Genomic DNA, 17,849 nt, shown 5'->3' on the forward strand with positions numbered 1-17,849 from the left:
CCGGGGGCGGGGGCGACCGCCGTGTTCTTGGTACGGGGGCTGCCCGCACGTTCCGCCGTGAGGTCGCGGAAGTTCGCCAGCAGCCGGTGGCCGTGGTCGGTGAGGATCGACTCGGGGTGGAACTGGACGCCCCACAGCGGCCGTTCGCGGTGCCGCAGCCCCATGAGGACGCCGTCCTCGGACCAGGCGGTCGCCTCCAGGGCCGGCGGCAGCGGCTCGCGCACGGACAGCGAGTGGTAGCGGACGACCGTGAAGTTCTGCGGCAGGCCCCGGAACAGGTCGCGGCCGTCGTGCCGGACCGTGGACAGGTGGCCGTGGCGGGGCCACGGCGCGGGCTCGACATCGGCTCTCTCCCCCACGGCGATGCCCTGGTGACCCAGGCAGACGCCGAGGACGGGGATCTCGGCCTCGGCGATCACCCGGGCGGCGATACCGAAGTCACGCGCTCGTGCGGGGTGGCCGGGTCCCGGCGACACCACCACGTTGTCGAATTCCCCCAACGCCGGAATGTCGTCGGCCGAGGCGTCGTTGAGCACGACCACCGGTTCCTCGCCGTTGACCTCGGCGATCAGCTGGAACAGGTTGTACGTGTACGAGTCGTAATTGTCGATGAGCAGGGTCTTCACCCGCCCACCCCCCTCTTCGTTCTCGGACCTAGGCGGTCCGTCGTTTGTGCCGACCGCGCAACGCCTGCAACGGCGGATACAGCCATTTCTTCAGGAATCTCTGGAGTCTCGGCATGAGAATCCAGGTGACGATGGCTGCCACGGTCAGACACAGCAGAAGTGTACGGAAAAGCGGATTCAGGTCGTTGAGATAGGGAAGTATCGCCTGGTTGAACAAGAACACGGGCGGGAAGACCGCCCCGGAATTCACCAACCAGAGTTTCCATTTCGGGGGTGGCCCCGGAGGGCCGGCCGGTGTCGGGGCCCGCGCGGTCTGGGAGTCGAACCAGGCCCTGGAACCCACGATGCTCCGCCGACCCGTCTCCTGCGCCAACGGGTCGGCTCCGGCCGACAACTGTGCCCAGACCACGGAGTTCTCCCAGGTCCGGACAGAGTCCTCGCTGTCGAAGCGGTAGACCACATGCCAATCAGCCTCTCCGTCGACCAGTACGCCACCCCCCAGAAAACCCGGCTGCTGCGCACTCCTACGCAGCGCGGCCCACCCCCAGGAGTGGAAGTCGGCCTCGCGCCCCGGCACCACCTGGTATGCGACGGTGACGGTAACGGGATTCCTGCTCACGCCGTCGAATACGCAAAGAACACGGGCACCGTTCAAGCATCAACGAAGATTTTCGACAGTGTCCGTATCATGCTCCTATGACGGTCTTTCAGATGTCTTGGCGGCTTCTGTCGCGGGGTACGCGGGAGTAACTTCAGGGAATTCACGGAAGCGCTTGCCGGATTAGCGGGAATAGGCGCATCATTCGCCGACAGTCTCCCGGGAATTACCGGAAAGGGAGGAAGCCGGTACATCGCGAGTGGACCGGGACCTCGCTCCGCTCCCCGTCGCGCCTTGGAACTCCGGACCCTGGGGTGGCAGCGGGAGTTGTTCGGACTGGGCGCGCAGTGGCGTCGCCGAGGCGCTGGACGGGCGGCCGGGGATCGTCGGGGCCGACGCCGGGACCGTCGACTCGGCCGACTTCGACACAGCCGCCCGTAGCGGTCACGCGTGACCGGGACGGATGCCCCGCGATCTTCGTCCCGGATACGGTCTGATCATGTCGACTTTCATCCAGCAGCTCCCGGCCCTGCTCGGCGTGGTGATCGGTGCACTCGGCTCGTACCTCGTGGTGATGCGGGGCGAGCAGGTGCGGTTCCGGCGCGAGCGGGAGACCCGTTGGGAGGAGCGACGGCTCTCGGTCTACGCCGACTGGGCGCGGGCCCTGAAGCAGTCCATCACCCTGACCTACCGGGTCGCCTCCCATCTCGGCAACGACCCCCATCCTCACCCCCTGTCACCGGAGGAGGCCGCGCCCCTGATGGCGGAGGCGACGGTCGCCCGGGATCCCTCCGGCGAGGCACTGCTGCTCCTCGGCAGCCCCGAGGTGGTGGAGAAGGCCCGTGCCTGGGTCGTCACGGTGATGAGGATGGAGGAGTTCCTGCGTGCCGGGACCCGTGACCCGGCGGCCTGGCAGGTGCTGCTGGAGCGGCAGCGCGCCGGGCGGGAGGCCTACTACGTCGCCGTGCGGGAGGACCTGGCGCTCCCGCCCGGCCACGCGGCGCACTGGCAGCTGCCGTCCCCGCCGCCTCATTACGGCGACGGTGTCCGGCTGAATCAGCGCGTCGGGGGTCGACCCGATACCGGTGACGAGGCCCGGCAGGGTGCCGGTGACGGGGCCCGGCCGGGTCCCGGTGACGAGGGTCAGCGGTAGCCGGTGGTGTCCGCCGGCTTGCCCGCGTCCTGGACCTCGACGATGTAGCGCCAGGCGTCCGGCCGGCTGCCGTCGAGGTCGGTGAAGCCGTAGGTCCGGGCGAGGGAACCGCTGGAGAGGGACTGCCCGTTGAAGCGGGCGACCTCCGGGTCGGCGGCGAGCGCGGCGACGGCCCGGCCGACGAAGCGGGGGGTCTCGGAGATGGCGAAGTGGGGGACGCGCTCCAGGGCGTCCCGCCAGTTCTCCTCGGTGACCCCGAAACCGTCGAGCATCATCTCCGAGCGGAGCCAGCCGGGGGTGAGGGCCACGGCGGTGGCGCCGCGCGGCCCCAGCTCATGGCCGAGGCCGAACGCCATGCGCAGGACGGACGACTTGGCGAGGTCGTAGAAGAAGGTGGCCCGGTAGTTGGACCCGTTGTACTCGGCCGTCCCGTCGGTCATCTCCACGACCAGGCCGCCGGGGTTGCGCAGCAGCAGCGGCAGGGCGAAGTGGCTCGTGATGGCATGGGTCTCGACGGCGAGACGCAGCAGCCGCAGCCCGTTGTCGAGATCGTGCTCCCAGACCGGACTCTCCCATTCGAAGAGCTTCTCGCCGCCCCAGACGTCGTTGACGAGGACGTCCAGCCGGCCCTGCTCCTCGGCGATCCGGTCGACGAGGGAGCGGACCTGTTCCGGTTCGAGATGGTCGGTGGGTACGGCGATGCCGTGGCCGCCCGCCTCGGTGACCAGGTCGGCGGTGTCCTCCAGGGTCTCCGGGCGGTCGTACTCGGAGCGCCGCTCCCGTGTGGAGCGCCCTGTCACATAGACCGTGGCTCCGGCCGCCCCCAGTTCCACGGCGATCCCCCGGCCCGCTCCGCGGGTGGCTCCCGCGACCAGTGCGACCTTGCCGTCCAGCGGCTTCGACATCCTCGACCTCCATTGCGTACGGGTACACCTTGGCCGACGCCGGGGGTGGTCCGGCGTCGTCGACACGAGGGTGTCGTGGAAGCCGGACATCTTCTGTCGGGTTTTCCGTGGGACTCCATGGCTCGGCCGAGGGGGTGATCGGGCGGCTGCGGGGTCGTCGGGGCTCGTCGCGCGGTTCCCCGCGTCCCTGTCGGGCGCTCATGGCGGGGCCCGGCTGCCATGCCTTCTCGGCAGCCGGGCCCCGGGCGGCCGTCAGTGACCGCGGGCGATCCACTCCTGGAGGTGCGGGGCCTCCGCTCCGATCGTCGTCGTGTCGCCGTGGCCCGTGCGCACGACCGTGTCGGGCGGGAGGGCGAGGAGGCGGTCACGGATCGAGTCGATGATCGTCGGGAAGTGGGAGTAGGAACGGCCGGTGGCGCCGGGACCGCCGGAGAAGAGGGTGTCGCCGGTGAAGACCGTGCCGAGGCCGGGGTCGTAGAGGCAGACGGCGCCCGGGGCGTGGCCGGGGGTGTGCAGAACGGTCAGGTCGGCGCCGGCGGCCTCGATGACCTGTCCGTCGGCCAGCCAGTGGTCGGGCAGCCGGTCCGGGTGGGTCTGCTTCCACAGCGGCAGGTCGTCGGGGTGGAGCCAGATCGGCGCGCCGGTGCGCTCGGCGAGGGCGGGGGCGGCGTCGATGTGGTCGTTGTGGGCGTGGGTGCAGACGATGGCCGCCAGTCGGCGGTCGCCCACGGCCTTCGCGATGGCGTCGGCGTCGTGGGCGGCGTCGATGACGATCACCTCGTGGTCGTCGCCGACGAGCCACACGTTGTTGTCGACGTCCCAGGTACCGCCGTCGAGGCTGAACTGGCCCGAGGTGACGAGGTGTTCGATACGGGCGGCCATCAGAGCGTCACCACCGATCGCAGGACGTCGCCGCCGTGCATCCGCTCGAAGGCCTTCTCCACGTCGTCGAGGCCGATGGTCTCCGTGACGAACGCGTCCAGGTCCAGGCGGCCCTGGAGGTAGAGGTTGATCAGCATGGGGAAGTCGCGGTCGGGCAGACAGTCGCCGTACCAGGAGGACTTCAGGGCGCCACCGCGGCCGAAGACGTCGAGGAGGGGCAGTTCGAGCTTCATCTCCGGGGTGGGTACGCCGACGAGGACGACCGTGCCGGCCAGGTCGCGGGCGTAGAAGGCCTGCCGGTAGGTCTCGGGGCGGCCGACCGCCTCGATGACGACGTCCGCGCCGAAACCACCGGTCAGTTCACGGATCGCCTCGACGGGGTCGGTGTCCTTGGAGTTGACCGTGTGGGTGGCGCCGATGCTCTTGGCGGTGGTCAGTTTCCGGTCGTCGATGTCGACGGCGATGATCTTCTCGGCGCCGGCCAGCCGGGACCCGGCGATGGCCGCGTCCCCGACGCCGCCGCAGCCGATGACGGCGACGCTGTCCCCGCGACCCACGTTGCCGGTGTTGATCGCGGCACCGATGCCCGCCATCACCCCGCAGCCCAGCAGTCCGGCGACCGCCGGGGCGGCGGCCGGGTCGACCTTGGTGCACTGGCCCGCGGCGACCAGCGTCTTCTCCGCGAAGGCGCCGATCCCGAGGGCGGGCGAGAGCTCCTGACCGGTGGAGGCGAGGGTCATCTTCTGCTTCGCGTTGTGGGTGGCGAAGCAGTACCAGGGCCGACCGCGCCGACAGGCCCGGCAACTGCCGCACACCGCACGCCAGTTGAGGATGACGAAATCACCGGGCGCGACATCCGTGACCCCCTCACCCACCGACTCCACCACACCGGCCGCCTCATGACCGAGCAGGAAGGGGAAGTCGTCGCTGATGCCCCCCTGCTTGTAGTGCAGGTCGGTGTGGCACACCCCGCACGCCTGAACCTTCACCACGGCCTCCCCCGGCCCCGGGTCGGGCACCACGATCGTCTCGATCCGCACCGGCTCGTTCCTGCCGGGTGCGATCACGCCGCGTACTTCCTGCGCCATGGTGAACCTTTCCGTCGATCCGTGAGAGGGCGGTCGCCCGCCCACGATCACCCTACGGACTGACCAGCCAGTAGGGCCTGCCGTGCGGCCGGAGCCGTGGCCGGAAAACGGCGCCTCGCCCGGTCACCGGACCACCGCCGAGCGGCAGCCCACCCGCCTCGCCCGGTCACCGCCCGGAGCCTCTGCGGTCCGCCGCCGAACCGGGCGCCGCCACCCCGTCGGCCGTGCTCACCGTCACCGTCGGCCGTGCTCACCGTCACCCCGGACCGGGAGCTGCTGCCGGGCAGTTGAAAGTCGTTCCCGGTGCTCCTCACCCCCGACGTAGGCTGAAGCTCCGCGCCCCGGTCCCCACTCCCCGACCGACCTGCCGAGGAGCCTCGTGAGCACCCCTGAGACCACCGCCGAGCGGCAGCCACCCACCTGGCGGCTGCTGCTCGGCTATGTACGGCCCCATCGTTGGACCCTGCTGCTGGGCGCGGTGCTGTCCCTCGTCACCGGAGCCACCGGCCTCGCCCTGCCGCTGGTGGCCCGCGAGCTGATCGACGACCTGTCGCACGACCGGACGATCACCTGGGCGCTGGTCCTCATGTCCGTGCTGGTCGTCACCAACGCGGCCGTGGGCGCGGTGGGTTCGTACGTGTTGCGGCGCACCGCCGAGTCGGTGGTGCTCGGCGCGCGGCGAGCCCTGTCGTCGTATCTGCTGCGGCTGCGGATCACCGCGGTGGACCGCAGCGAGCCGGGCGATCTGATGGCGCGGATCACCTCCGACACCACTCTGCTGCGCGAGGTCACCACCGACACCCTGGTGGGCCTCGGCACCGGCGGACTCACCCTCGTGGCGACGGTGGTGCTGATGGGTCTGGTGGACCCGGTGCTGCTGGTCGTGACGCTGGGCGTGATCGTGGGCGCGGGCGTGGTGTTCGGGGTGATCGTGCCGCGCATCAACCGGGCGAGCAGGGCCGCGCAGGACGCGGTCGGCGCGATGGGCGCCTCGCTGGAGCGGATCCTCGGCGCACTGCGCACGGTGAAGGCGTCCGGCGCCGAGCACCGCGAGGAGGAGACGGTCCACGCGGCGGCCGAGGAGTCGTGGCGGCAGAGCGTGCGCGCCGCCAAGTGGTCGGCGGCCGCCGGGAACACGGCCGGGCTCGCCATGCAGATCGCCTTCATCACCGTGCTGGCGGTGGGCGGCGCGCGGGTCGCGACCGGCGCGATCGACGTGGGCACGCTGGTGGCTTTCCTGCTGTACGTCTTCTATCTGATGTCGCCGATCCAGCAGGTCGTGGGCGCGATCACGCAGTACCAGACCGGTGCCGCCGCGCTCGCGCGCATCCAGGAGGCGCTGCGGCTGCCCGCCGAACCGGCCGGCGAGGCGGCCCCGCTGCCGTCCCCGGACGCGGAGCCCGCCGCGCTCGCCTTCGACGAGGTCCGTTTCCGGTACGCCGACGACCTGCCGTACGTCCACCACGGGGTGACCTTCGAGGTCCCCGCGCGGGGCATGACGGCGTTCGTCGGCCCGTCGGGCGCGGGCAAGACGACGGTGTTCTCGCTGATCGAGCGGTTCTACGACCCGGAGGCGGGCGTCATCACGGTCGACGGCCGCGACGTCGCCGAGTGGGAACTGGCCCGGCTGCGGTCCGCGATCGGGTACGTCGAACAGGACGCGCCCGTGCTGTCGGGGACGTTGCGGGACAACCTGCTCCTGGGCAACCCGCAGGCCGACGAGGGCGATGTCGGCCGGGTGCTGAAGACGACCAGGCTGGACGGGCTGGTCGCCAGGCTCCCGCAGGGCCTGGAGACCCTGGTCGGGCACCGGGGCACCAAGCTCTCCGGCGGTGAGCGTCAGCGGGTCGCCATCGCGCGGGCCCTGCTGCGCCGACCCCGGCTGCTGCTGCTCGACGAGGCGACGAGCCAGCTGGACGCGGTGAACGAGGCGGCGCTGCGGGACACGGTCGCCGACGTGGCCCGTACGACGACGGTGCTGGTGGTGGCCCATCGGCTGTCCACGGTGACGATGGCCGACCGCATCGTGGTCATGGACGCGGGCCGGGTCCGCGCGGTCGGCACCCACCGTGAACTCGTGGCCGCCGACCCGCTGTACGCGGAGCTGGCGGCCACGCAGTTCCTCGCGACGTCCGGTTAGCCGGGGCCTTGCCGGCCGGCGAGCGGGGTCAGAAGGGGAAGTGCGACTGCTGGCCGGCGATGGTCACCCAGCGGGTGTTGGAGAACGCCTCGATGCCCCAGCGGCCGCCGAAGCGCCCGTAGCCGGAGGCCTTGACCCCGCCGAAGGGGGCCATCGGCTCGTCCGCCACCGACTGGTCGTTCACGTGCACGATGCCGGTACGGATCCGGCGCGCGACGGCCAGACCGTGGCTGGCGTTCTCGGTGATGATGCCGCAGCTCAGACCGTTGTCGGTGTCGTTGGCGACGGCCACGGCGTCCGCGTCGTCGGCGAACGACCGCACGACGCAGAGCGGGCCGAAGGACTCCTGGTAGTAGAGGTCGGCGTCCTCGGGGACGTCGGTGAGGACGGTCGCCGGGTGCACCGCGCCCTCGGGCTGCCCGCCCCCGGTGAGCACCGTGGCGCCCTTGGCCACGGCGTCCTTGACCAGGGCGGCGATCCGCTGGGCGGCGTCGGCGCTGACCAGCGGGCCGACCACGGTGTGCGGGTGGTTGGGGTCCCCGGCCTGGAGACCGGCGACCTTGGCGGTGAACTTCTGCGCGAACTCCTCGGCCAGCGACTCGTGGACGAGGATGCGGTCGCCGGACATGCAGATCTGCCCGGCGTTCATGAAGACGCTGAAGGTGACGGCGTCGACGGCGTAGTCCACATCGGCGTCGTCGAGCACGATCACGGAGTTCTTGCCGCCCAACTCCAGCACGGCGGGCTTGAGATGGCGGGCCGCGTGCTCGCCGATGATCCGGCCGACGCCGGTGGAGCCGGTGAAGTTCATCGCGCGCACCCGCTCGTCGGAGATCAGCGCCTCGGCGATCTCCGCGGCGTCCTCGGGGGCGTTGGTGACCACGTTGAGCACACCGTCGGGGAGGCCCGCCTCGCGGAACACGTCCGCGACCAGCAGACCGCAGGCGATCGGCGCGTCCTCGCTGGGCTTGACGACGACCGTGTTACCGGCGGCCAGCGGCGCCGCCACGGCCCGCACACCGAGGATGACGGGCGCGTTCCACGGCGCGAACGCGGCCACCACGCCCAGCGGTTCGCGCAGCGCGAGGCCGAGCGCGCCCTCCTTCTGGCTGCTGAGGACCTCGCCGCGCGGAGCGGTGATCGCGGCCGCCGCCTCACGCAGGATGTTCGCCGCGAGCGCCACGTTGAAGAAGGCCCACGGCCGGGTGCCGCCCACCTCCCGGGCCATGATGTCGGCGACCTGGTCGCCCCGGCCCTCCAGCAGTTCGGCCGCCTTGAAGAAGATCGCCCGTCGCGCGAAGGGAGCGAGCGCGGCCCACTCCTCGAAGGCGGCGTCGGCGGCGTCCACGGCCCGCCGGACGTCCTCCGGCCCGGCCGCCGCGACCGTCGCGTACACCTCCCCCGTGTACGGGTCGAGGTCATCGGCGGTGCGGCCGGACGTGGCGGGCACGTCCTTGCCGCCGATCAGAAGGTCACGGGTGATGGCCATTGCGGCTTCCTCGGGGGTACGTGTCGACGACGGTACGTGATCGAGCATGATCGGTCGGGAGCGTCCGTAGTGCGAAATTCAATTACGTTACTATTCCGTGATCCTCTGCCCGGTCCCCGGGCATGTCAAGAGCCCCACCACGACGTCCGCGGCGGGGCTCCCGGTCCGTGCCCGACCGGCTACTCGATGGCGCCCAGCAGGCCGAGGGCGGGCGCGGCCAGGTCGGTGACCTGGTGCAGTTCGTTCAGCCGGTTCAGCTCGTGCACCTGGTCGAGGCTCTTGAGCTGCTGCGAGGGACGCGGCAGGGCCGCCCGGTGCTCCTCGGGCAGGTCGCTGACGGCGAGCGAGTCCAGCGTGGTCATCGGGTTGAGCTGGGTCGCTTCCGCGACGGCGTCCGCGTTCGCCATCGGTGCGGCCAGGCCCGTCACACCGACGGCGAGACCCACGGCGGCGACGATACGTCGAGTTGAGATCATGCCCTCAGCAACGGCCCCCGGCCCCCACCGGTCACGGCCGCTCACCCGTGAGGCGCATCCCGGGGACGTGCGGCGTGGTCCCCCCGCGCGGCGCACGCCCGCGCTCACGCCTGCGCTTGCCGTGTCGCGCCGGGCGGAGGAGCCTCAGGGGGAGAGGCCGTTCGCGGCCCGCTGACCCGTGCCGGGCCACGGCCTTCGAAGGAGGTCATCCATGGGCACCTCGACCAGCCCCGCCTTCGACGTCGAAGCGCTGCGCAGGGGCACGGAGGAAGCGAACGCGGCGACTTTGACGTCGCTCTACGCGGAAGACGCCGAGCTGCGCGTCGTGGACCGCAACACCCAGCCCAGCCATCCCAAGGTCCTGCACGGCCGGTCCGAGATCGGCGCGATGTTCGACGACGTGTGCAGCCGGGAGATGACGCACAAGGTCGAGCAGTGCCTGGTCCAGGGCGACCAGGTCGCGTTCACCGAGTCCTGCGAATACCCCGACGGGGTGCGGGTCCTGGCGAGTTCGATGATCTCCCTGAAGGACGGGAAGATCGTCGACCACACGATGATCCAGGCCTGGGACGAATAGCCGGAAGGCCGGGACGAGCGGGCCGCTCCGTCGTCGAACGGGCCGGGCGCAGGGGCTCTTTCGGGTCATCCCGCCGCGCTCCCCCTGACTCGGCGTGGTCGCGCCGCCATACTGGCCGGCGTGCGTGTAGCGATCATGACGGCTGGTTCCCGGGGCGACGTGGCGCCGTACACCGGGCTCGGGCACGGGCTGGTACGGGCGGGGCACGAGGTCACGCTGGTGACCCACACCCGTTTCGAACCGCTGGTGGCGGGCTCGGGGGTCACCTTCCACGCACTGCCCGTGGATCCGCGGGCAGAGCTGGAGTCGGAGCGCGGGCAGGGCCTGCACCGCAGTTCCACGGGCGCCGGGAAGCTGTACCGGGCGGCGGAGATGGCCCGGAGTCTGGTCGGGCGGATGGCCGGTGATCTGGTGGCCGCCGCCCGCGCCAGTGACGCCCTGCTGCTGGCGGGCACCCTCGCGCCCCTCGGCCACACCATCGCCCAGGGCCTGTCGATCCCCAGCCTGGGCGTCAACCTCCAACCCCTGGCGCCGACACGGGAGTTCGCGCCCCCGATGACCGGCGTGCGCTCCTGGGGTCCGCTAGGAAACCGGGCCGCGGGGCACGCGGTGAACACGGCCGTCGAGTGGATCTTCAAGGACGAGGTGCGCAGGCTGCGCGCCGAGTACGGGCTCGCGCCCGCCGGCCGTACGGCGGCGCGGCGCGCCCGGGAGCGGCCGGACCGGCCGGTGTTCCACGGCTTCAGCCCCCGGGTGGTGCCACGCCCCGGCGACTGGCGGGCGGGGCTGGACGTCACCGGCTACTGGTGGCCCTACGACCGCGAGGACCGACTGCCCGCCCCGCTGCTGGACTTCCTCGACTCCGGTCCGCCCCCGGTCTTCGTGGGCCTGGGCAGCGCCACCGTGCCCGATCCCGAGCGGATGAGCGGCGAGGTCGTACGGGCCCTGCGGGCGGCCGGGCTGCGCGGGGTGATCCAGCGCGGCTGGGGCGAACTGCGCGGGGAGGGCGACGACATGTTCACCGTGGGCGAGGTGCCGCACTCGCTGCTCTTCCCGAGGACGGCGGCCGTCGTGCACCACGCGGGCGCGGGCACGACAGGGGCAGGCCTGCGCGCCGGGGTCCCGGCCGTGCCGGTCCCGGTGCAGTTCGACGAGGGTTTCTGGGCGGCCCGCCTGGTCGCCCTCGGGGTGTCGCCGGGGGCCGTCCCCCTGCGGGGCTTCACCGCCACCGCCCTGACGGCCGCCCTGCGCCGGGCGACCGGCGACCCGTCGTACGCCCACCGCGCCCAGGCCCTGGCCGCCGAACTGCGCAGGGAGGACGGAGTGGCCCCGGTCCTGACCGCGGTGAACAGCCTGGCGGGTTGACCATGCGAGGAGGCCTGCCGGCCTGAGAGGCGACGGCTCCGCGGGCATGAAGGGCGACGGCTCCGCGGGCATGAAGGGCGACGGCTCCGCGGGCGTGAAAAGCACGGGGCGCAGCCCCTGCTTTTCAGGGGCGCGGGGAACTGCGCGGAAGGCCCCACGGACCCGCGCCCGAAGTACCACCCTGCCGCCCCGCCCCCTACCGCTCCACCCCTGCACCCTCCTCCGGTCGCCAGCCCGGCGGGCGGAGTATCCCCAGCAGCAGGCGGACCAGTTCGTCGACGACCACGTCGAGGGGGGCGTCGACCCAGCCGGCCTGCCAGTCATGGAGGAGGCCGTTGACGCTGCCGATGAACGCGGCGGCGGCGATGCGGTAGTCGCGGTGGACGGCCTCGCCGCGCTCCGCCGCGGCGTCGGCCTCGGCGCAGATGAAGTCGATCCAGCGGGCGCGGCGTTCGAGGCGCTGGCGCTCCAGCCGGGGACTGACGCCGATGATCTCGGTGAAGGTGATGCGCAGCCGGCGCGGGTCGCCGGTGACATTGGCGGCGTACGCGAGGAACGCCGCGGTGGCCCGCTCGGCGATCGGCCGCCCCTGAGCCGTGGCGAGCCCGGTGAGCGCGGCCTCCTCGGCCCAGTCGTTGACCCGCAGGTGGAGGGCGGCGAGCACGTCCTCCAGGGAGTGGAACTCCTCGTAGAACTGGCGGGTCGACAACCCGGCGGCCTCGCTCAGCGCCGCGATCGTGGTCCCCCGGAAGCCGGGGCTGTCGCCGAAGAGCTGCAACCCCGCGTCGAGGAAGCGGTCCCGGCGCTCGGCCCGGCGCTCCGCCGCGGATCTGCCCCCGTAACGGCCGGTGGGCTGTTTGAGCCTGCCCGACACGTATCTCCCTTCCGACGGACTCACCGTACGACGGCCGATGCCGCCGTCGCTCGATTTTGTCGTGTCCCTGGTCTTGTGGTGAAGCGGGACCGTTCCTTACTTTCCAGTAAGTCTTCTCTGAAAACTGCTCTGTTCAGACTCCGCCCGCGCAGGAGGATCCGACATGCCCCTCTCCCCCACCCCCCGTAGTCGCAGAAGCCGGCACCTCGGTGCCGTCGCCGTCGCGCTCGCGCTGACCGCCTCCGCCGCGGCGACCGCGACCCCGGCGAGTGCCGCCGCCGACCTGCGGGAGGTGATGTTCGTGGGCAACAACTGGGAGGGCACCGCGGACGTCATCAAGGCCTCCGGCGACTTCGCGAAGATCGGCCGGGTCAACGTCATCCCCGACAAGAACGCGCGGATGGCGGAGATCAACGCCGATCCGATCCGGTGGATCGCGTTCATGACGATCCGCAACAGCGTGGGCGAGGGCCACGACCAGTTCGTGGACGACATGTACTCCACACCGGACGGCTCCTCCATGGTGGTCTCCCGGCCGAGCTTCGCCGACGTGGTCTCCATCGACATCAGGACCGGTGCCATCAACTGGCGCTTCGCGGTGTCCGGTTACCGCGCCGACCACATGGCGGTCTCCCCCGACGGCAAGCGCGTCGCGGTGTCCGCGTCGACGGGGAACACCGTGCACGTCCTGGACATCGTCACCGGCAAGCAGGTCGGTTCGTTCAAGACCGGCGACAAGCCGCACGAGAACATCTTCACCAAGGACGGCAAGTACATCTGGAACATGGCGATCGGCGATGTGAACACCCAGACCGACGCGCCCTGGCTGGACTGGACGAAGGGCGACCGGAAGATCACGATCGCCGACGCGAACACCTTCCAGCAGGTGAAGGTGATCGACATGCGCGAACGTCTCAACGCCATCGGGCTGAACGACTACTCGGACGCCGTCCGGCCCGCCGCGTTCTCGCCCGACGAGACGAAGCTGTACTTCCAGGTGTCGTTCTTCAACGGCTTCTTCGAGTACGACATCGCCACGGACAAGATCACCCGCACCAAGACCCTGCCGAAGTCCCCCGGGGTCAGCGACGACCGCACCACCTTCGTCAACGACTCCCGCCACCACGGTCTGACCATGAAGCCGGACGGCAGCAAGCTGTGCATCGCGGGCACGATGGACGACTACGCGACCGTCGTGGACCGCGCGACCCTCCAGGAGGGCCCGCTGGTCCCCGTCTCCAAGCCGTACTGGTCGACCGTCAGCGGTGACGGCAAGTCCTGTGTGGTCTCCGAGAGCGGCGCCGACCAGGTCACGGCGATCGACTTCGCCACCGGGAAGAAGACCGTGTCCGTCGCAGTCGGCGACCACCCCCAGCGGGTGCGGGTGGCGAAGGTGCCCGCCGACTGGACCGGACCTTCCGCTAACTGAACCTGGCGGTCAGCCAGTTCGACAGCTCCGTCCGCGCCGCGTTCAGCTGCGTCGCGGTCGGGGCTGTCGCGCCGTTGGTGACCAGGGCGTAGTGCAGCTTGCCCGAGTCGGCGGCGGTGAGGAGCAGGCGGCGGCTGCCGGTGCCACCGGGTTCCCTGGCGGCGGCGATCGGCGTGGAGGTGGTGTACGCCGGCGGCGTGGCCGTCACCCCGAGGTCGGACACCACCGTGGTGGACGTGGTGGGGAAGGACGCCGGCAGGTGCAGCTCGGTCGGCTCGGTGCTGCCGTCCGAGCGCCAGACCAGCAGGGAGTACTGGCCGGAGCCGACGAGCGAGGAGACGTTCGGCAGGGAGCCGGGCACCGGGTTCCACGTCAGCGTCGTGGAGCCGTCGCGCGAGCGGTCCTCGTAGGTGAAGGCGACCGCCTTGCCCGCGGTGGCGCTCGGGTAGATCCGGTCCAGCATCCGGGCGTCCTGGCGGAGCACGGCCGTGCCGGAGTCGTCGAGCCGTACGGCGGAGAGGTCCTCGCCGTTCCAGGCGTCGCCCTCGACCTGCACCTTGTCGGGGTTGTCGTTCATCAGCTCGTGGTGGCGGCCCCAGTAGATGTCCCACTGCCACTGGGAGCCGGAGAGGACCGGACCGGAGGCGGTCGGCTTCGACCACCAGTCGACGCCCTTCACCCGGGAGTCGAGCGCCTGGTACATGGCCTTGTAGACCGTGGGTGCCTTGTCGGAGACCGAGCCGCTGAGCGGGTGCCCGAACTCGCTGACGATCGCCGTGGTGCCGCCGGCGGCGGCGCGGTCACGGACGGCCTGGAAGTCGTTCACGTACTGGCCGTTCTCCGCCTTGCCCCACATGAAGACGCCGGAGATCGCCTTCTGGTCGTAGAAGTGGGTGTTGAAGACGAAGCGCGGTCCGATCGTGCCCGAGTCGAGGAGGCCGCCCTCCTGCCTCTGGAAGTCGATGTTGGCGTTCCAGAAGAGGTTCGGCTCGACGAACGCCGGCTTGGACTGCCAGCCCGCCGAGTCCATCCGGGCGCGGAACTTGACGTAGAACGGCCACAGGACGTCCTTCTCCCACGTCCGGCTGGTCTGCCCGGAGTCGAGCTTCCCGGGATGCGGCTCGTTCCACGGGTCGAAGCCGACGACGCCCTGGAACTGGGCGGCCGTGAGGTTCGCCTTCATGTAGCTCATGGTCTTCTGCGCGGTGTCCAGGAAGGAGTCCTGGAGCCCGTGGGTGTTGTGCCAGAAGTCGTACGTCGCCTCCGTGACGGCCGCGTTGGAGGTGATGTTCTGGCCCCAGAACGGGCAGATGCCGCAGTACTCGTCGGGGTAGCCACCGAGGTCGACGGCCCACTTGGGGGCGCCGTCGCCGGTGTACCAACTGTCGGAGTCGAACAGCCAGCGGGAGTAGAGGTCCTGGTGGAAGTCGGGGTAGACCTTGATCCCGGCGTCCAGGAACGCGCCCATCTGGGCGGTGGCCGCCGAGAGGTAGGAGGAGCTCACCTGTCCGCGCACCGGTTCCGCGTAGGCCCAGGAGAGCAGGAAACGGACGGAGTTGCCGCCGCCGAGCGCTCTGAGCGCGGTCGCCGACTTCTTCGCGTCGGCGACCGAGGCGAAGGGCAGACCGTTGTTCTCCTTGAGTTTCGTCTCCCCCGAGACGTTGTAGCCGCGCAGGACGACCTCGCGGCCGAGACCGTCCTTGAAGGTGCCGCCGTCGACCGTGAGGGTGGCCGCGGCCTGGGCGTCGAACCAGAGTTCGTCCGTGAGAGCGGAGGCGGGCCGGGTGGGGCCCGCCGTGGTCAGGAAGCCGGTGACGAGGATCAGGACACCGAGCAGACGAGTGCGCAATCTTGACATGTCCGCCACATTCGACATGTTCACTACCGTCCCAATCGGCAGGCGGACCGTCAATAGCAACTGACGCACGAGTAAGTACCCTTTTTCGCAGAAGAGTTCACTCGTCACGGCCAACTCTTTGCCCGCACGCGACCAAGCAGGGGCGCTCGGGGCGCGCGCGGCGACAGAAGGACCCCCTGGGCCGAACGGGTGACGCCACCGACCTTGCCCTCCGGGAATTCAACCGACGTTCACCCGATCGTCACCATGAAGGGCCCTGTCGACGGAACCGACCTATGGTTGAGCGCAGTTTGAGCCTTTTGTTCCGTACTCCGTCCGGCTTACCCGAAAGGCGGTACGAGCGGTGGACAGCTCATTTCGCGGGCTCCGCGAACACAAGCCAGGCACGCGCGACTTCGACCCGAGGAGCGCACTGAAGCGCCCGGAAGCGCGCGACGAGCGCTGTGCGTCGTTGTACGACGCGATACGGGACATGGGCAGGTACGAGGCCGCGGTGGAGGCGGAGAAACTCCAGCGGGGTGGTGAGGACCTCCTGCCGGGCCCGTGACGAAGTGACGCGACAGAGACCGAGCCGTCTGTGAGGGGCTCGGCGAGACGGACCACCATCGGGCTGGGCTTGCATGGGCACAGAACCGCGGACCGACACCGGCTCCTTCCCGGAGGAGCCCTCGGGACGCACCACGGGGAACAAATACTTCAAGGAGTTCATGGGGGTCGTCCACGTGAGCCTGCGGAGCTGGTGGTGGGGGGAACCGCTGGCGGCGACACTCGGCGGTGTCGGGGGCGCCTGGATCGGGCACGACGACGACCTGCCGATGGACGAGGTGCTGGGCGTCGCCGTCTCCATGGTGGGCGTCATCATCGGGTCCGTGTTCGCCGTCCTGGCGATGATCACACGCGCCTGCGACAACACCTTTCTGCGCAAGGCGAGAAAGGCCCGCCTCCTCCCCGTCGTCAACTACCTGTGGCCGTTCTTCACGATCATCGGCATGGGGATCCTGTCCATCGTGTTCCTGCTGCTGATGGCCGGGATCTCCGAGGACGCGCCCACACTGCTGCTCATGACGGTCTGCGCGTCGGCGGGCTTCTGCGTCCTGTGGACGCTGGCCGGTCTGCTGCCCGCCCTGGGCGCGCTCATCGTCTTCACCCGCCTCATCGAGAAGACCTCCGGCGTGAACGACTGAGGGCGCAGCCCGAACGGCACCGGTGCGCAGCCGTGGTGCGCGTCCCCGCGCCGGTGCCGTTCCGGCTCGCCGTCACTCGTCGACGTTGAGCACGATGTGGGTCCGGTGCCCGTCCAGCGTGATGTAGCCGTCTCCGTAGGCGGAGCGGTAGTGGCCGGTGCCGCCGACGATGGCGGTCTTGGCCGTGACGGGCTGCAGGGGGCGGTAGTCGACCATGTCGCTGAGGGTCAGCGTGCCCTTCTTCAGGCGCAGCACGCGGGTGCACTGGGCGGTCACCGCCTCGGCCCGGGCCTGCACCACGTCGCACTCCGACTCGCCGTCACCGGCGTACCGCAGCTTCGGCTTGCCGGACTTCTTGACCTGCTTGGTGTACAGGTCCAGCGGTGTGGTCCAGGTACTGCCGACCACACCGTCCAGGGACGGCCAGGTGGCGACCCGGTTGACGCCGACGAGCTCGACCTTCTCGATGTCGTTGTCCTCGTCCTTCTGCTCGGCCTGCGCCGACGACGCGAGCAGGACGAGCGTGCTGGTGAGGGCGGTGACGACCACCCCGCGGACAGCCGATGTGATCACAGAACCTCCAGGTCGGACAGGGTGCACTCGGACGGCAGAACGGCCGACGTGGCGTCGGCGCCAGAGGGCCGGTCAGTCATCGACGTAGAGGTCGAAGACGATCCGCCGGGGCTCCAACGTGATGTAGCCCTCGCCCTCGGCGTCGTTGTAGATGCCCGTGCCGCCCGCGATGGAGGTCTTGGCCGTGACGGGCTCCTGGCCCTTGCGGCTGATCATGTCGTTGAGGGTGATCTCCCCGCCCTTGAGGCGCAGCACGCGGGTGCACTGGGCGGTGGACCGCTGGTGGTCCGCCTCGACGAGGGTGCAGCGCGAGCCGGCGTCGCCGACGTACTTGCCCTTGGGGTCGTGCAGTTGGAGGTAGGTGGTCCAGCTGTCGCCCGGCTCGGTGTGCGCGGCGGTCGTGTCGTACGCGGCGTGACCGACGAGCTTGACCCGTACGACGTCCTCGTCGCCGACGTCCGCGACGGCCGGTGCGCAGAGCGACGTGGAGAGAGCTGCGGCCAGGACGCCGAGGGTCACGGCGCCACGGGCAGTGGCAGAGGGCATGCATCCTCCCAGGTGTGTGTGACGGTGGGTGCTCGGACTCAGGAGCATGGTCATTTCATGTATCCGGGTCCCGCGTGGCAACGCGC

The 17,849-nt window shown here is 70.6% G+C and carries 18 protein-coding genes; 7 read left to right on the forward strand and 11 right to left on the reverse strand.

Going from position 1 to position 17,849, the window contains the following annotated elements; translation table 11 throughout:
* Window positions 1-626: aminodeoxychorismate/anthranilate synthase component II (locus tag GWK25_RS43815; protein WP_308404328.1), on the reverse strand; the 626-nt coding region annotated here is incomplete at its 3' end.
* Window positions 627-654: 28 nt separating this feature from the next.
* The gene (locus tag GWK25_RS26360) at window positions 655-1,245 is read right to left on the reverse strand and encodes an antibiotic biosynthesis monooxygenase (RefSeq protein ID WP_308010920.1); all 591 of its coding nucleotides are present in this window, start codon (window positions 1,243-1,245) and stop codon (window positions 655-657) included.
* A 478-nt stretch (window positions 1,246-1,723) separates the two neighbouring features.
* On the opposite strand from GWK25_RS26360, the gene GWK25_RS26365 reads away from it, so the two are divergent.
* A complete protein-coding gene (locus GWK25_RS26365) occupies window positions 1,724-2,377 on the forward strand; it encodes a hypothetical protein (RefSeq protein ID WP_251829045.1) in 654 nt (217 codons plus the stop codon).
* Here the strand turns inward: GWK25_RS26365 and GWK25_RS26370 are convergent.
* From GWK25_RS26370 to GWK25_RS26380, 3 genes are all read right to left on the reverse strand, one after another.
* Window positions 2,368-3,282, reverse strand: a complete 915-nt coding sequence (locus tag GWK25_RS26370) for an SDR family oxidoreductase (protein ID WP_215453648.1) — start codon at window positions 3,280-3,282, stop codon at window positions 2,368-2,370. The genes GWK25_RS26365 and GWK25_RS26370 overlap by 10 nt on opposite strands.
* Before the next feature lie 252 nt (window positions 3,283-3,534).
* Window positions 3,535-4,164, reverse strand: coding sequence for an MBL fold metallo-hydrolase (locus GWK25_RS26375; protein ID WP_215453650.1), 630 nt, complete (start codon window positions 4,162-4,164; stop codon window positions 3,535-3,537).
* Window positions 4,164-5,252: an S-(hydroxymethyl)mycothiol dehydrogenase gene (locus GWK25_RS26380; protein WP_215453652.1), complete on the reverse strand. Its 1,089-nt coding sequence runs from the start codon at window positions 5,250-5,252 to the stop codon at window positions 4,164-4,166. Before GWK25_RS26380 ends, GWK25_RS26375 begins: the two co-directional genes overlap by 1 nt.
* Before the next feature lie 379 nt (window positions 5,253-5,631).
* On the opposite strand from GWK25_RS26380, the gene GWK25_RS26385 reads away from it, so the two are divergent.
* Window positions 5,632-7,392 carry an ABC transporter ATP-binding protein gene (locus GWK25_RS26385; RefSeq protein WP_215453654.1) on the forward strand — a complete coding sequence of 587 codons (1,761 nt, stop codon included), beginning with the start codon at window positions 5,632-5,634 and terminating at the stop codon, window positions 7,390-7,392.
* Between the two features lie 28 nt (window positions 7,393-7,420).
* Here GWK25_RS26385 and GWK25_RS26390 read toward each other — a convergent pair whose 3' ends face one another.
* Window positions 7,421-8,881: an aldehyde dehydrogenase family protein gene (locus GWK25_RS26390; protein WP_215453656.1), complete on the reverse strand. Its 1,461-nt coding sequence runs from the start codon at window positions 8,879-8,881 to the stop codon at window positions 7,421-7,423.
* A 179-nt stretch (window positions 8,882-9,060) separates the two neighbouring features.
* Window positions 9,061-9,357, reverse strand: coding sequence for a hypothetical protein (locus tag GWK25_RS26395; RefSeq protein ID WP_215453658.1), 297 nt, complete (start codon window positions 9,355-9,357; stop codon window positions 9,061-9,063).
* Between the two features lie 211 nt (window positions 9,358-9,568).
* On the opposite strand from GWK25_RS26395, the gene GWK25_RS26400 reads away from it, so the two are divergent.
* Together GWK25_RS26400 and GWK25_RS26405 are read left to right on the forward strand one after the other, a co-directional pair.
* Complete coding sequence (locus GWK25_RS26400) at window positions 9,569-9,934, forward strand: nuclear transport factor 2 family protein (protein WP_215453660.1); 366 nt, start codon at window positions 9,569-9,571, stop codon at window positions 9,932-9,934.
* Between the two features lie 135 nt (window positions 9,935-10,069).
* Window positions 10,070-11,299 (forward strand): glycosyltransferase, encoded by a 1,230-nt coding sequence (locus GWK25_RS26405; protein WP_215457595.1) that lies wholly within the window; start codon window positions 10,070-10,072, stop codon window positions 11,297-11,299.
* A gap of 196 nt (window positions 11,300-11,495) precedes the next feature.
* Here the strand turns inward: GWK25_RS26405 and GWK25_RS26410 are convergent, their stop codons facing one another.
* Window positions 11,496-12,173 carry a TetR/AcrR family transcriptional regulator gene (locus GWK25_RS26410; protein WP_215453662.1) on the reverse strand — a complete coding sequence of 226 codons (678 nt, stop codon included), beginning with the start codon at window positions 12,171-12,173 and terminating at the stop codon, window positions 11,496-11,498.
* Window positions 12,174-12,336: 163 nt separating this feature from the next.
* Between GWK25_RS26410 and GWK25_RS26415 the strand changes: the two genes are divergently transcribed.
* Window positions 12,337-13,602, forward strand: a complete 1,266-nt coding sequence (locus GWK25_RS26415) for a YncE family protein (protein ID WP_215453664.1) — start codon at window positions 12,337-12,339, stop codon at window positions 13,600-13,602.
* Here the strand turns inward: GWK25_RS26415 and GWK25_RS26420 are convergent.
* Complete coding sequence (locus GWK25_RS26420) at window positions 13,595-15,478, reverse strand: cellulase family glycosylhydrolase (protein ID WP_215453666.1); 1,884 nt, start codon at window positions 15,476-15,478, stop codon at window positions 13,595-13,597. The genes GWK25_RS26415 and GWK25_RS26420 overlap by 8 nt on opposite strands.
* Before the next feature lie 325 nt (window positions 15,479-15,803).
* On the opposite strand from GWK25_RS26420, the gene GWK25_RS26425 reads away from it, so the two are divergent.
* On the forward strand, window positions 15,804-16,007 hold the full coding sequence (locus GWK25_RS26425) for a hypothetical protein (RefSeq protein WP_215453668.1): 204 nt from the start codon (window positions 15,804-15,806) through the stop codon (window positions 16,005-16,007).
* A gap of 73 nt (window positions 16,008-16,080) precedes the next feature.
* A complete protein-coding gene (locus GWK25_RS26430; RefSeq protein ID WP_215453670.1) occupies window positions 16,081-16,644 on the forward strand; it encodes a hypothetical protein in 564 nt (187 codons plus the stop codon).
* A 72-nt stretch (window positions 16,645-16,716) separates the two neighbouring features.
* Here the strand turns inward: GWK25_RS26430 and GWK25_RS26435 are convergent, their stop codons facing one another.
* Together GWK25_RS26435 and GWK25_RS26440 are read right to left on the reverse strand one after the other, a co-directional pair.
* Complete coding sequence (locus tag GWK25_RS26435; RefSeq protein WP_215453672.1) at window positions 16,717-17,217, reverse strand: hypothetical protein; 501 nt, start codon at window positions 17,215-17,217, stop codon at window positions 16,717-16,719.
* A 72-nt stretch (window positions 17,218-17,289) separates the two neighbouring features.
* Window positions 17,290-17,763 carry a hypothetical protein gene (locus GWK25_RS26440; protein WP_215453673.1) on the reverse strand — a complete coding sequence of 158 codons (474 nt, stop codon included), beginning with the start codon at window positions 17,761-17,763 and terminating at the stop codon, window positions 17,290-17,292.
* Between the last annotated feature and the right edge of the window lie 86 nt (window positions 17,764-17,849).

The organism is Streptomyces sp. ATCC 21386, from assembly GCF_018728545.1.
Classification (GTDB): domain Bacteria; phylum Actinomycetota; class Actinomycetes; order Streptomycetales; family Streptomycetaceae; genus Streptomyces.

Excerpts from the sequence above, each read along its gene's own strand:
- GWK25_RS26365 (WP_251829045.1), top strand. The coding sequence starts at position 1,724 with ATGTCGACTTTCATCCAGCAGCTCCCGGCCCTGCTCGGCGTGGTGATC.
- GWK25_RS26370 (WP_215453648.1), bottom strand. The coding sequence starts at position 3,282 with ATGTCGAAGCCGCTGGACGGCAAGGTCGCACTGGTCGCGGGAGCCACC.
- GWK25_RS26375 (WP_215453650.1), bottom strand. The coding sequence starts at position 4,164 with ATGGCCGCCCGTATCGAACACCTCGTCACCTCGGGCCAGTTCAGCCTC.
- GWK25_RS26380 (WP_215453652.1), bottom strand. The coding sequence starts at position 5,252 with ATGGCGCAGGAAGTACGCGGCGTGATCGCACCCGGCAGGAACGAGCCG.
- GWK25_RS26390 (WP_215453656.1), bottom strand. The coding sequence starts at position 8,881 with ATGGCCATCACCCGTGACCTTCTGATCGGCGGCAAGGACGTGCCCGCC.
- GWK25_RS26395 (WP_215453658.1), bottom strand. The coding sequence starts at position 9,357 with ATGATCTCAACTCGACGTATCGTCGCCGCCGTGGGTCTCGCCGTCGGT.
- GWK25_RS26400 (WP_215453660.1), top strand. The coding sequence starts at position 9,569 with ATGGGCACCTCGACCAGCCCCGCCTTCGACGTCGAAGCGCTGCGCAGG.
- GWK25_RS26405 (WP_215457595.1), top strand. The coding sequence starts at position 10,070 with ATGACGGCTGGTTCCCGGGGCGACGTGGCGCCGTACACCGGGCTCGGG.
- GWK25_RS26415 (WP_215453664.1), top strand. The coding sequence starts at position 12,337 with ATGCCCCTCTCCCCCACCCCCCGTAGTCGCAGAAGCCGGCACCTCGGT.
- GWK25_RS26420 (WP_215453666.1), bottom strand. The coding sequence starts at position 15,478 with ATGTCGAATGTGGCGGACATGTCAAGATTGCGCACTCGTCTGCTCGGT.
- GWK25_RS26430 (WP_215453670.1), top strand. The coding sequence starts at position 16,081 with ATGGGCACAGAACCGCGGACCGACACCGGCTCCTTCCCGGAGGAGCCC.
- GWK25_RS26440 (WP_215453673.1), bottom strand. The coding sequence starts at position 17,763 with ATGCCCTCTGCCACTGCCCGTGGCGCCGTGACCCTCGGCGTCCTGGCC.